Source organism: Intestinimonas butyriciproducens, assembly GCF_016901775.1.
GTDB lineage: Bacteria > Bacillota > Clostridia > Oscillospirales > Butyricicoccaceae > Pseudobutyricicoccus.
In genome coordinates, this window is the sequence record NZ_JACJKW010000016.1 from 18,261 (window position 1) to 31,290 (window position 13,030).

A 13,030-nucleotide genomic window follows, 5' to 3' on the forward strand; every position below is an offset into this window, starting at 1 on the left:
AAATTGGGAGATAAAGATACTATGGCCATTGATTTTGTCCATTTGCATGTGCACAGCGTGTTCAGCCTGCTGGACGGTGCCTGTCCGGTGGCGGAGCTGCCCCGCAGGGCCAAGGAGCTGGGGCAGCAGTCCCTGGCCGTCACCGATCACGGGGTGATGTACGGGTGCATTGATTTTTATAAAGCCTGCAAGGCGGAAGGAATCCATCCCATCATCGGCTGCGAGGTCTATGTGGCGCCTCGCAGCCGCTTTGACAAAACCGCTGAGTTGGACGGGGAAGCCTATCACCTGGTGCTTTTGTGCCAGAACCAGAAAGGGTATGAAAACCTGATCTATCTGGTGAGCCAGGGCTTTCTTCAGGGATTTTACAACAAGCCCCGGGTGGACTGGGAGTTGCTGAAAGAATACCACGAAGGATTGATCTGCCTGTCGGCCTGCCTGGCCGGGCAGGTGCCCAGGCTGCTGGAGCAGGACAACTATGAGGGAGCCCTGGAGCTGGCCACACAATACCGGGATCTGTTCGGCCCGGAAAACTACTTCATCGAGGTGCAGGACCACGGCATCCCCGAACAGAAAAAGGTCAATGAGGGACTGTGCCGTTTGGCCAAAGAGCTGGGTGTGGGGCTGGTGGCCACCAACGATGCCCATTATCTCCGGCGGGAGGATGCTTCCAGCCAGGATGTACTTCTTTGCATCCAGACGGGAAAAACGGTGGATGAACCCAACCGGATGCGTTTTGAAGGGGAAGAATTTTACCTGAAAAGCGGAGAGGAGATGGCCCGGCTCTTTCCCGAGGACACATTCCCCGGGGCCATTTCCAATACGGTAAAGATCGCCGAGCGCTGTCAGGTGGAATTTGATTTTTCAGAGCAGCATCTGCCGGCCTTTGATGTGCCCGAAGGGTATGATGCAGAGGGATATCTGCGCCACCTGGCCGATGAGGGCTTTGCCCGCTTGTATCCCCATCCGGATGCTTCTTACCGGGAGCGTCTGGAATACGAACTGGACATGATCTGCCGTATGGGGTTTACCGACTATTTCCTCATTGTGTGGGATTTCGTCCGCTTTGCCCGGTCACGGGATATTCCGGTGGGCCCTGGCCGGGGCAGCGCCGCAGGCAGCATGGTCAGCTATTGTCTGGGCATCACCGACATCGACCCTATGCGGTATAACCTGTACTTCGAACGGTTTCTGAACCCGGAACGGGTGTCCATGCCCGATATCGATATGGACTTCTGCGGCGTGCGGCGGCAGGAGGTCATCGATTATGTGGTGGAAAAATACGGAGAAGACCATGTGGCCCAGATCATCACCTTCGGCACCATGGCGGCCAAGGCGGCGGTGCGGGACTGCGGCCGGGCGCTGAACATGACCTATGCCGAAGTGGACGCGGTGGCAAAGCTGGTGCCCCAGGAACTGAAAATCACCCTGGACAAGGCTTTGAAGGTCTCCCGGGAATTGCGCAGCCTGTATGAAAGCGATGAGCGGGTGCACACCCTTCTGGACACCGCCCGGAAGCTGGAAGGCACTCCCCGCAATGCTTCCACCCATGCCGCCGGTGTGGTCATCACCAAAGAGCCGGTACATCGCTATGTGCCTTTGGCCAAAAACGACCAGGGCGTTGTCACCCAGTATATCATGACCACGCTGGAAGAGCTGGGCCTTTTGAAAATGGATTTCCTGGGGCTGCGGAACCTGACCATCCTCCACGATGCGGTGGAACTGGTAAAGCAAAGCGGGGTGGAGCTGGACCTGCACCACATCGATTATGAGGACAAAGGGGTCTATGAGATGCTCTCCCAGGGCAAGACCTCCGGGGTGTTCCAGCTGGAAAGCGCCGGGATGCGCGGGGTGGTGGTGGCCATGAAGCCCCATTCCATCGAAGATATCACCGCGGCCATCGCTTTGTACCGTCCGGGCCCCATGGCCAGCATCCCCACTTACATCGATTGCAAGCACCATCCGGAAAAAGTGCAGTACAAGCATCCTCTGCTGCGGGACATCTTGCAGGTGACCTATGGCTGCACCGTTTACCAGGAACAGGTGATGGAGATCTTCCGCCGTCTGGCCGGCTATTCTCTGGGAAAGGCCGACCTGGTGCGCAAGGCCATGAGCAAAAAGAAGATGGATGTGCTGCAAAGCGAGCGGGAGAACTTTATCCACGGCAACCAGGAAGAAGGCATCGCAGGGTGCGTGGCCAATGGTGTTCCCGAGGAAGTGGCTTCCCAGCTCTTTGACGATCTGCTGGACTTTGCCAATTATGCCTTCAACAAAGCCCATGCAGTGTCTTATGCGGTTTTGTCCTATCAGACCGCCTATGTAAAATACCACTATCCCACCGAATATATGGCGGCTCTGCTCACTTCGGTGCTGGACGACAGCGCCAAAGTGTCGGAATACATCCTGGAATGCCGGGAAATGGGCATCACCATCCTCACTCCGGACATCAACCAATCGGGAGCGGACTTCACTGTCCGGGGTAAGACCATCCGTTTTGGTCTTGCGGCGGTGAAAAATGTGGGCCGGAGCTTTGTGGCCGCTTTGGAAAAAGAGCGGCAGAGGGGCGGGGCCTTCCGTTCCTTCAGCGATTTTTGCTCCCGCATGGTGGAGACCGATCTGAACAAGCGGGCGCTGGAGAATCTCATCCGCTGCGGTGCCTTTGACAGCTTCGGTCACCATCGCTCCCAGCTGCTGCGGGTTTATGAACAGGTGTTGGACGCTTCGGTGAGCGAACGGCGGAAAAACATCGAAGGTCAGATCGATCTGTTCGGTATGGCCCAGGAGGAAGAAGCGGCGGAAGTGGAGCTGCCTGACATTCCGGAATATCCCAAGCGGGAGCTTCTGGCCATGGAAAAGCAGACCACCGGCATCTATCTGTCCGGCCATCCGCTGGATGAACAGGGGGAGCTGATGAAACAGGTAGGAGCCACTCCCATTGCCCAGGTGCTGGCGGCCTTTGCTCCGGAAGAGGAAGAGGGCATGGGAAGAGCGGAAAGCAATCTGCGGGATGGGATGTACATCACTTTGGCCGGTATCGTCTCGGCAGTCAAGCTGAAGACCACCAAAAACAATACCACTATGGCTTATGTGACTCTGGAGGACCGATCGGGGAGCATGGAGCTGCTGGTGTTCCAGAAAGCCATGGACAGTGCGCCTGGCGCTTTCGCAGAGGACAACGCTTTGGTTGTATATGGCCGTATCTCCGCCAGGGAGGATGAAGCGCCCAAGCTGGTGTGCGACCGGTGCGCCGTGCTCACTCCCCAGAGTGCAGCAGAATGGCAGAACAAAAATAGAAATAGCGGATGGAGAAATGCCTCCCGTGGCTCCTCTCCACGGCCCCAGGCCCGGGAGACACAGGGAAGGACGGAAAAAGAGCCTTCCGGCCCCCGGCTGTATCTCCGCTTCAGCGGAGAAAACGCCCCGCTATTGGAACAGACCAAGACTCTTCTGCGCCAAAGCCCTGGCAGAACGCCGGTGGTCATCTTTTACAGCGATACCGGAAAACGGTTTCTGGCCCGGCAGGAGCTTTGGGTCACACCGGGGGAGGAACTGATCCGGAGCCTGGGCGGGCTGCTTTCTTCCCAGAATGTGGTGCTTCGATAGAAAAAGGGAAAGGGAACAAACATACATGACGGAATTTGATATCAAATACAGCGCCTTGCGCAAATCCATCCTGGAAGAGGAATTTTCCGGGCTCAACCCCATGCAGCGGGAAGCGGTGTTCTGTACCGAAGGGCCTTTGCTGCTGTTGGCCGGAGCGGGAAGCGGCAAAACCACCGTGCTCATCAACCGGGTGATCAATCTGCTGAAATACGGCAGGGGCTACGAAGAGGAAATTGCTCCTGTGGGGGCCACCCAGGAGGATCTCCGGCGCATGGCTGCCTATCTGGCCCAGCCGGAGGATGTGACGCCGGAAGATATTGTGGACTTGTGCAGTGTAGATCCTCCCCGCCCCTGGCAGATCATTGCCATCACCTTTACCAACAAGGCGGCCGGGGAACTGAAGGACCGGTTGGAAAAGGCCTGCGGCGCCATGGCCGAGGACATCTGGGCCCATACCTTCCATTCGGCCTGCGTGCGGATTCTCCGCCGGTATGGGGACCGGATCGGCTACGGCAACTTCACCATCTACGACGAGGACGACAAAAAGAAAATGATGGGTCAGGCTCTGCGGGAGCTGGGCTATGATGAAAAGAAGTTTGATCTGCGGGGGGTCATCAGCCAGATCTCCCGGGCCAAGGACAAACTGATCACTCCCCGGCAGTATCAGCAGCAGGCGGGAGATGATTATTACCAGAAGGCCGTGGGCCGTATTTACGAAGAATACCAGAAGCGGATGCGCCGGGCCGGAGCCATGGACTTTGACGACATCATCATGGAAACCGTCCATCTGCTCCAGGAGTGCAGCGATGTGCGGGAGCATTACCAGCGCCAGTTCCGCTATGTGCTGGTGGACGAATACCAGGACACAAACCATGCCCAATATGTGCTGTGCAGCCTGTTGGCCGGGGGCCATGGGAATATCTGCGTGGTGGGCGACGACGACCAGAGCATCTATAAATTCCGGGGCGCCACCATTGAAAACATCCTGGAATTTGAAAAGCAGTATGAAAATGCCCGGGTCATCCGTCTGGAGCAGAATTACCGCTCCACCATGAGCATTCTGGAAGCGGCCAACGAGGTGATCTCCCACAACACCGCCCGGAAGGGCAAGCGCCTGTGGACAGAAAACGGCGAGGGAGACAAGATCGTCTACTTCTCCGGAGACAACCAGGAGGACGAGGGGCAGTTTATCGCCAGCGAGATCCTCAAAGGCTATGGGAAAGGCCAGAAATTTTCCGATTTCACTGTGCTCTATCGGAACCATGCCCTGTCCAACAGCATCGAAGGAGCCTTCAAGCGCAATGCCATCCCTTACCGGATGGTCAGCGGCCTGCGGTTTTTTGACCGGGCCGAGGTGAAGGATATGCTGGCCTATCTGTGGGTCATTGTCAATCCTTCAGACGGCATCCGTCTGCGGCGGATTATCAACAATCCGCCCCGGAAGATCGGCGCCAAGACCCTGGAGCATGTGGCCGATCTGGCGTCCATGGAAAATACCGATGATTTTTCCGTGATCCAAAGGGCAGGGGAATATCCCGATCTGGCCCGGGCCAAGGACAGTCTGGAGGCCTTTGCCAGGATGATCGAGGGCCTGCAGGACAAAGCCCACGATCTGTCTTTGGGCGAGCTGTATGACGCCTTGCTGGAAGAGAGCGGGTATCTGCGGATGCTGCGCAGCCAGGAAAACATCGAAGCCCAGACCCGGATCGAAAATGTGATGGAGCTGAAATCCAACATTGTGGAGTTTGAAAGCACTCACGAAGGGGGGACATTGCTGGACTTTCTGGAAGAAGTGGCCCTGTTCACCGACATTGACCGGTACGATGAGCAGGCCGACGCCGTTACGCTGATGACCATGCACTCGGCCAAGGGATTGGAGTTTGACACGGTGTTCCTCTGCGGCATGGAAGAGGGCATTTTCCCCTCCCACCGGAGCATGGACAGTGATGAGGAGCTGGAAGAGGAGCGGCGGATCTGCTATGTGGCCATGACCCGGGCCAAGCGGAAGCTTTATATCACCTGCGCCCAGCGGCGGATGCTCTATGGCCAGACCTCCTTTTGCCGGCCTTCCCGGTTTATCGGAGAAGTGCCGGAAGAACACATGGAGAAAAAGGCAAAGGCCCGTCCGGCTCCCCAGCGCCGTCAGGCCGCCAGCATCCGTCCCACTGTGCAGAAAAGCTTTACCTCGGCCTTCTCCGGCAAAGCCAAGGAGGCCCAGAAGGATCTGCCCTCTGTGCGCCCTGGTCAGGCCATCACCCACAAGGCCTTTGGGGATGGGGTGGTGCAGGCCTGCACGCCCATGGGCAACGATGTGCTGATGGAAGTGAAATTCGCCGAAGGTACCAAAATGATGATGCTGCGCACGGCCAGCCAGTTTATCACCATCAAATAAAGGAGGAAAACCTATGATTCGTCCCATGCGTCTGGGAAAGCGGGCTATGGAAGAGGAAAAGGCCCGGAAGCTGTTGTCGGAATGTGAATATGCCCTGTTTACTACGGTGGATGAAGAGGGGGCGCCTCACACCGTGCCGGTCTCTCCGGTGGTGTTGGGAGATACTCTGTATTTCCACTGTGCTCCGGCGGGAGAGAAGCTGGATAACATCCGGAAGAACCCCCAGGTCTGCCTGTGCGCCCTGGGACGCACCCAGGTGTTGCAAAAGGAAATGACCATGGCTTATGAATCGGTGGTGGCCCAGGGAAAAGCCCGGCTGGCCCAGGGAGAGGAAGCCCAGAAGGCCCTCTTGGCCATCTGCCAGAAATATTCTCCCGGCTATGAGAGTGAATGGGAAAAGGAAATTGAAAAATTCCCCAAGGTGCAGGTGGTGGCCGTGGACCTGATCCATATCACCGGCAAGAGTAACCGCCTGTGATGGAAAAAGACCTGCCGGAAAGGGGAAGCTGGTGCCTGTACATCCTCCGCTGCGGCGATGGCAGCCTGTATACCGGCGTGACCACCGATCTGCCCCGGCGGCTCCGGGCCCATCGGGAAGGGCGGGGGGCCAAATACACCCGGGGCCGGGGAGAACTGACGCTGGTTTACTGGGAGAGCTGCCTTAGCCAGGGAGCAGCTTTGCGCCGGGAGCGGCAGGTGAAAAAGCTGAAAAAAAGAGAAAAGCTGAAGCTGATCCAAAGCCATCCTTTTTCTTCGGGGGAAACGCTGCCCTGAGAAAATGGCACAGAAGGGAATGGAAAAGGAAGGGGAGAAGCCAAAGTGGAAAGAGAGATTTTGCTGCTGGGAGATCCCAGGCTATACCAGGTTTCCCAGGAGGTCAGGCAGGAAGAGCTGGAACAGCTGCGCCCCATGTTTGAGGATTTGTTTGACTGCATCCGGGGCATTCGCCGGGATTATGGCTTCGGGAGGGCCATTGCGGCCCCCCAGATCGGGATACACAAACGGGTGATTTGTATGCTTACCGACAAGCCCTATGTGATCCTCAACCCCCATCTTTCTTTCGTTGGTGATGAAACCATGGAACTGATGGACGATTGTATGTCTTTCCCGGGGCTTTTGGTCCGGGTGCGCCGGCACCGCCACTGTTTACTGCGCTACCGGGACGAAAACTGGGTGGAGCAGGAAATGCAGATGGACGATGACATGGCCGAACTGATCCAGCATGAATACGATCATCTGGATGGCATCCTGGCCACCATGCGGGCCCTGGACAGCCGGTCTTTTGTGATGAAGAAGCGGCCATAGACTGGCCTTGGGAAGGAAGAAGGCTGCAAAGAAGCAAGAACAAAGGAGGAAAGGCCCGTGCGCTATGATCTGGCCCCTTTGGAGGGGATCACCGGCCCTCTGTACCGGCGGACCCATCACCAAATTTTCGGCGGCGCCGACCGGTACTATACCCCCTTTCTTTCCCCGGGGGAAGGGGGCACGCTGAACAAAAGAGAGCTGCGGGATATTGCTCCTGAGGAAAACCAGGGGCTGCCCTTGGTTCCTCAGCTGCTCACCCGGCGCAGTGGGGATTTCATCGGCGCGGCCCGCCGTTTGGGGGAGATGGGCTACCGGCATATCAACCTGAATCTGGGATGCCCTTCGGGCACCGTCACCGCCAAAGGCAAGGGATCGGGGTTTCTGGCCCATCCACAGGAGCTGGATCATTTTTTGGAAACGATCTTTTCCGCCGCTTTGCCGGTGAAAATTTCGGTGAAAAGCCGGTTGGGTATGACTTCGGAAGATGAGTTTCCTCCCATTCTGGCTATTTTTGAAAAGTATCCCCTGGAAGAGCTGATCCTCCATCCCCGGGTGCGTCAGGATCTTTACCGAAAACCGGTGCGGCCTCATGCTTTCCGGTGGACGGCAGAACACACCAGCCTGCCCCTTTGCTACAATGGGGATCTGGTGACAGCGGCGGACTGTGCCCGGATGGAGCAGGAATATCCCATGCTGCGGGGGTTGATGCTGGGACGAGGGGCTATTGCCGATCCGGCGGTGTTCCGCAAGGCCAAAGGGGGCAAAGCGGCCCGGCGGGAAGAGCTGCGGCTGTTTCACGATACTTTGTACCAAGGATACTGCCAGGCATTCCAAAGTCCCAAAAACGCCATTTGCCGCATGAAGGACATCTGGCGGTGTATGATTTATCTTTTTGAAGATGAGCAGGGGCTGGGTAAGAAATTGCGCAAAGCCACAGAACCGGCGGATTATCAGTGGGCTGTGGAAGGAATTTTCCGCCTGCCCCTGCGGGAGGATGCCAAAGAACCCTGGTGACCTGCTGTTTCCCCAAAGTCTTTTGGGCTTTGGGGAAATTTTTTTGCCATGAGGAAGCAAAACGACAGGGAAAAGCGTCCAATGGGAGAAAGGAGGAAGCGGGATGGAGCAGGAGGAAAAGAAAGCCCTTTTTCAGAAGATGCTGGAACAGGAGGGGGACCGGCTTTTGCGGCTGTGTACCCTCTATCTGAAGGATGGGAATCTGGCAGAGGATGCGGTGCAGGAAAGCTTTTTGCGGGCTTTTCAGCACATGGACGAATTTCGGGGTCAGGCAGCCATGGCCACCTGGCTGACCCGCATTGCCATCAATGTATGCAAAGGCTATCTGCGTTCGCCCTGGCATTGGCGCCGTCTGTCCTCTCAGGTGCTGGAACAGCTGCCGGCCCCTGGGATGCCGGAGACCGATGACACCTTGCCTGGGGCGGTGATGGCTCTGTCCCGGCCCTACCGGGAGGTCATTTTGCTTTATTACTATCAGCAGCTGAAGGCGAGGGAGATTGCAGAGATTCTCCATGTCCCCTTGTCCACGGTGACGGTGCGTCTGTCCAGGGCCCGTCGGCAGCTGAAAGAGCAGCTGAAAGGATGGTATTACGATGAAGAATAAGCGGGATTTTCGTCAGGATATGGATCAGGCCCTGTCCGGGCTGACCTTGGGAGAAAAGAAGGAAGAAATCCTGGAAAAAGCGTTTGCTCCTCAAAAGAAACGGAAAGGCCGGATGGCACGGCGTGTGGCGGTGGCCTGCTTGGCGGTGTGTGCTTTGACTGCGGCGGTCTTTGCATTTTCCCCCGGCCTGCGCCAGATTCTGAATCAGCACCTGGGCAGCTGGCAGGAAGAAAGCCAGCAATTTTCCGGTTTGGAAACGGAGGACAATGGTATCGTCGTCCGGGCAGTATCCGCCCTGTCCGATGACGGTTTTACCCAGATCTACCTGGAAATCCAGGACAAAACAGGAGACCGTCTGGGGGAGAATACCAGTCTGGGATCCTACGGAAGTGACTGGAATCTGGAATTGCCTTCCCAGGAGATGGCTACCATGGGCCAGAAATGTCTGGGTTATGACCCGGAAAGCCGCACCGCCTTGGTGAAAGTGAGTTGGAGTGGAGAAACTACGGGAGAAGAGCAGGTGGCAAAGCTGACCTTACAGAAAATCAGTGCCCGGGAGGAATTTACAGCCTCTTTGCCCCAGACGGAGATTGCTTCCCGGATCCAGAAAACCATCCTGGCAGAAAACACCCAGAAAGCTGGGGAAAAGAGCCCTGTGCTCCAGCCGGGGGAGGAAGCGGCTCCTTTGGAAGAAGGAAAGGGATTTTCTCTTTCGGCCCTGGGCTTTGGAGACGATGGAGCGTTCCATGTGCAGGTCAAGTGTCCGGAAGACATCTGTCTGGAGTATCTGAATGTGCTCACCACTCTGCGCAGCAGAACCGGCCAGGAAGCTCAGTATAACCAAAGTCTGACCCAGATCCTGTTTGAATGGGAAGGGGAACTTTATTACGATATCGCTTTTGGAGGCGTGGGGCCGGAGATCCTGGATGATCTGATGTTGGAGGACTTGTATTTTCTTTATCTCAAGATCCGGCCTGTGGAAGGAAACTGGGAGCTGGAGATTCCTTTGGAGACGCCGGATCAGCTGGTGTATACCCCGGAGACCCAGGTGGAGGGATGCCCGGTGAACCGCATCGTCCTCACCCCCATGACTCTCAGTCTGGAAATCGGAAGCGATCATGCAGGCTTTGGCCAGTCCACAGTGACCTTTGTGATGGAGGATGGCTCCAAACTGGTTCTGGACAAGGGGGACTGCGTCACCAGTTTCTGGAATGGACTGGAAAAGCAGAATGGTACCGGACATTTCTTTGGACGGTGGCTCTTCCCTAAAGCCATCCAGCCGGAAAAAGTGCAGTCCATTGCCTTGGGAGATACAGTGATTTTCTCCAAATGAGCAGCAAAAAAGAGGGTAAGGCCATTGGCCTTACCCTCTTTTTCTAGTTGTTCCAAGCACGGACAAGAGCCTGGGTCAGAGCGGGGATCTCCTCCAAAGGCAGCCGTCCATAGCCGCAAAGCAGGGTGGAAGGGGGTGCCAACATAGGGTCATGGTAACAGTGGGACAGGGGAAGAAGGTCCACTCCCTGCTCCCGGGCCCGACGGGCCATCTCCTTTTCCGAAAGGCCGCCATGGAACCGGAGAAGGAAGTGGAGCCCGGCCTGGGAACCTAAGATCTCCAGGTTTGGGCCCAGGGGAGAGGATTTCAGGCTGGCCGCCAGCTCTTCCCGCCTTTTTTTGTACAGAATACGGGTGCGGTTGAGGTGCCGTTCCCAGTAGCCTTCTTCCAGAAACCGAAGCAGGGTGTGTTGTTCAAAGCGGGAAACGGTGGAGGACTGGAGGGAAAACAGCCGGTGATAGGTGGGAAGCAGGGACATGGGCAGCACCAGATAGGCGATACGGATGGAAGGGGCCAGGCTGCGGGAAAAGGTACCGCAGTAGATCACCCGATCATGGAGATCGCTGCCCTGCAAGGCGGGAATGGGACGGCCGGCATAGCGGTATTCGCTGTCATAGTCGTCCTCGATGAGATACCGTCCTTCCTGCTCCGCTGCCCACCCCAGTATCTGGGCCCGGCGGGGAGCAGGCATCACTCCGCCGGTGGGAAACTGGTGGGAAGGGGTGAGATAGGCGCAGCAGCCCCCGCTTTCTTCCAGCTTCACCGGATCCATTCCGTCTTTATCCACCGGAATGTGGACAACTTTCCGCCCCAGATTGCGGAAGGATTGGGCGGCTTTGGGATAACCGGGCTCTTCCATGGCGTAAACCGTCTCCGGAGGAAGGAGGCAGCAAAGCAAAGTGAGCAGATATTCCATGCCTGCGCCGATGAGAACCTGGCAGGGCTGGCACTGAACGCCCCGGTACTGGTGAAGATAGCGGCACAAGGCCTGGCGCAGGCATAGATCTCCCTGGGCTTCCCCTTTGGACAGGAGCTCCCCCTGTCCCATCACTTCCCGGGTGAGCTTGCCCCAGGTGGCAAAGGGAAAGGCGCTGGGGTCGGCAGAGCCGGGGGAGCAGTCAAAAGGAAGGTATGGTTTGGGCGCTTCAGGCGGCGGTGGGGGAGAAACTGGCCGCTGGGGTGTGGGAAGCTGCGGCAGAGGACAGACATAAAAACCGCTTTTTGGGGCAGCGCGAAGATAGCCTTCGGTGGTGAGCATCTGATAAGCGGCGTCCACCGTATTGACACTCACCGAAAGATGCTGGGCCAGGGCCCGTTTGGAAGGAAGCTTTTCCCCGGCTTGCAGTCCTCCTTTTTTGATTTCTTTCAGGATATGTCGGTAGAGCTGAAGGTAATAAGGCTCGCCGCCGGAAGTGAGAAGGGGAAAGGTAATGTGGCTCATGATAAAACGCTCCTGCAAATGTGATAGGGTATAAAAGAGAAAAAATCCCTTATGAGACCGGATCAGATCCCTTTTATCATAGCAGAGGCGGGGCCAGGGGACAAGGTCAGTTTTCCTTCGGGCCTTGGAGCAGACGGGGAAAAGTCCGGTCAATGGCGAAGGCGCCCAAGGGGGCCGTAATGAGGATGGCCAGCACTGCCACCGTCAGCACCAGTTCTCCGCAGGGCAAACCCATGGCCAGAGGCACTGAGCCGATAGCCGCCTGCACAGTGGCTTTGGGGGTATAGGCCAAAGCGCAGAACAGCCTTTCTTTTTTGTTCAGCGGTGTTTTCAGAAGGGAAAGCCCCACTCCCATCATGCGGAAACAGAGCACGCCCAGCAGCAGCAAAACCGCCATGGGCCCGGCTTTGAAGGCGTAGGATACATCCACCTGGGCGCCTACCAGTACGAAAAGCAGAATTTCCGCACCGCTCCACAAAAGGGACAGCTGCCCGCTGAGGGAAAGGCTGGTTTTGGGGGATGCGTGCCGCCAGGAAACCCCCATGGCCATCACGGCCAGCAGGCCGGAAAAGCCGATAAAGCCGGTGAACAGGTCTTCGGCAGAGGAAAGCAGGAAGGCACAGGAGAGCGCCAGAAGCAGACGGCGAACAGGAAGCAGATTCCATTTTTGACAGAAGTGGGCCAGAATCTGTCCCAGCAAAAGCCCTGCAAGACAACCGAAAACAATGGATGTAGGGATGCGCAGAAGAAAAAGGGGAGAAAAGTGGCCGGTGGCGCACAGATCGGAAAAGACCGAAAAAAGCACGATCACATACACATCATCAGCAGAAGCTCCGGCCATCACCAACTGGGGGATGTGGTGGTTTTTGCCCCATCCCTTTTCCAGCAAGGAAAGCATTTTGGGAACCACCACCGCCGGAGAAACAGCAGCGATCACAGCGCCCAGCAGAGCGCTTTCCAACAGGGAAAGTCCCAGCAAAGAGGGAGCCAGCAGGATCATGCCGCATATTTCACAGGTGGCCGGGAGAAAACACATCAGGAAGGCAGGGCGGCCCATCTGCCGCAGTTCTCCCGCATCCAGGTTGAGACCAGCCCGGGCCAGGATGATCAGCAAGGCCACCTTGCGCAGGTCGGCAGATACGGCGGAGAGGGAAGGGGAGAGCAGGTCAAACACAGAAGGCCCCAGCAGGATGCCGGCCAGAAGCATTCCAAAGAGGGGCGGCAGCCCCAGTTTCTGAGAGGCTTTTCCCAAAAGCATCCCCAGAAGAAAAACAAGTGCCAGACTGTATAGCATTTCGATTGCTCCTTTCTGTTTCGGGGCAACAAAAAAGCTGATGC

General features: G+C 56.9%; 10 protein-coding genes. 8 read left to right on the plus strand and 2 right to left on the minus strand.

Features of this window, described 5'->3' with window-relative positions:
- Positions 1–21 precede the first annotated feature (21 nt).
- The 8 genes from H6A25_RS09260 to H6A25_RS09295 all read left to right on the plus strand — a co-directional run bounded on the left by H6A25_RS09260 (position 22) and on the right by H6A25_RS09295 (position 10,251).
- Positions 22–3,603: a DNA polymerase III subunit alpha gene (locus H6A25_RS09260; RefSeq protein ID WP_207750849.1), complete on the plus strand. Its 3,582-nt coding sequence runs from the start codon at positions 22–24 to the stop codon at positions 3,601–3,603.
- A gap of 25 nt (positions 3,604–3,628) precedes the next feature.
- Complete coding sequence (locus tag H6A25_RS09265) at positions 3,629–5,995, plus strand: ATP-dependent helicase (RefSeq protein WP_204751870.1); 2,367 nt, start codon at positions 3,629–3,631, stop codon at positions 5,993–5,995.
- Between the two features lie 13 nt (positions 5,996–6,008).
- Positions 6,009–6,473 carry a pyridoxamine 5'-phosphate oxidase family protein gene (locus H6A25_RS09270; protein ID WP_204751871.1) on the plus strand — a complete coding sequence of 155 codons (465 nt, stop codon included), beginning with the start codon at positions 6,009–6,011 and terminating at the stop codon, positions 6,471–6,473.
- Positions 6,473–6,769 carry a GIY-YIG nuclease family protein gene (locus tag H6A25_RS09275; protein ID WP_204751920.1) on the plus strand — a complete coding sequence of 99 codons (297 nt, stop codon included), beginning with the start codon at positions 6,473–6,475 and terminating at the stop codon, positions 6,767–6,769. The genes H6A25_RS09270 and H6A25_RS09275 overlap by 1 nt, the downstream gene beginning before the upstream one ends.
- Before the next feature lie 45 nt (positions 6,770–6,814).
- Positions 6,815–7,300, plus strand: a complete 486-nt coding sequence (locus H6A25_RS09280; protein ID WP_204751872.1) for a peptide deformylase — start codon at positions 6,815–6,817, stop codon at positions 7,298–7,300.
- Positions 7,301–7,357: 57 nt separating this feature from the next.
- Entirely contained in the window at positions 7,358–8,314 is a 957-nt protein-coding gene (locus tag H6A25_RS09285) for a tRNA-dihydrouridine synthase (RefSeq protein WP_204751873.1), read from the plus strand.
- A 103-nt stretch (positions 8,315–8,417) separates the two neighbouring features.
- Positions 8,418–8,918, plus strand: a complete 501-nt coding sequence (locus tag H6A25_RS09290; RefSeq protein WP_204751874.1) for a sigma-70 family RNA polymerase sigma factor — start codon at positions 8,418–8,420, stop codon at positions 8,916–8,918.
- Positions 8,908–10,251: a DUF4179 domain-containing protein gene (locus H6A25_RS09295; RefSeq protein WP_204751875.1), complete on the plus strand. Its 1,344-nt coding sequence runs from the start codon at positions 8,908–8,910 to the stop codon at positions 10,249–10,251. Before H6A25_RS09290 ends, H6A25_RS09295 begins: the two co-directional genes overlap by 11 nt.
- Positions 10,252–10,294: 43 nt before the next feature.
- On the opposite strand, the gene H6A25_RS09300 is transcribed toward H6A25_RS09295, so the two are convergent.
- Both H6A25_RS09300 and H6A25_RS09305 read right to left on the minus strand, forming a co-directional pair.
- The gene (locus H6A25_RS09300) at positions 10,295–11,692 is read right to left on the minus strand and encodes a PLP-dependent aminotransferase family protein (protein ID WP_204751876.1); all 1,398 of its coding nucleotides are present in this window, start codon (positions 11,690–11,692) and stop codon (positions 10,295–10,297) included.
- A gap of 106 nt (positions 11,693–11,798) precedes the next feature.
- Positions 11,799–12,986, minus strand: coding sequence for a cation:proton antiporter (locus H6A25_RS09305; RefSeq protein WP_204751877.1), 1,188 nt, complete (start codon positions 12,984–12,986; stop codon positions 11,799–11,801).
- Between the last annotated feature and the right edge of the window lie 44 nt (positions 12,987–13,030).

Bases quoted from the DNA above. Each gene is read 5' to 3' on its own strand.
- H6A25_RS09295 (WP_204751875.1), top strand. From the start codon at position 8,908: ATGAAGAATAAGCGGGATTTTCGTCAGGATATGGATCAGGCCCTGTCC.
- H6A25_RS09270 (WP_204751871.1), top strand. From the start codon at position 6,009: ATGATTCGTCCCATGCGTCTGGGAAAGCGGGCTATGGAAGAGGAAAAG.
- H6A25_RS09265 (WP_204751870.1), top strand. From the start codon at position 3,629: ATGACGGAATTTGATATCAAATACAGCGCCTTGCGCAAATCCATCCTG.
- H6A25_RS09300 (WP_204751876.1), bottom strand. From the start codon at position 11,692: ATGAGCCACATTACCTTTCCCCTTCTCACTTCCGGCGGCGAGCCTTAT.
- H6A25_RS09260 (WP_207750849.1), top strand. From the start codon at position 22: ATGGCCATTGATTTTGTCCATTTGCATGTGCACAGCGTGTTCAGCCTG.
- H6A25_RS09305 (WP_204751877.1), bottom strand. From the start codon at position 12,986: ATGCTATACAGTCTGGCACTTGTTTTTCTTCTGGGGATGCTTTTGGGA.
- H6A25_RS09275 (WP_204751920.1), top strand. From the start codon at position 6,473: ATGGAAAAAGACCTGCCGGAAAGGGGAAGCTGGTGCCTGTACATCCTC.
- H6A25_RS09290 (WP_204751874.1), top strand. From the start codon at position 8,418: ATGGAGCAGGAGGAAAAGAAAGCCCTTTTTCAGAAGATGCTGGAACAG.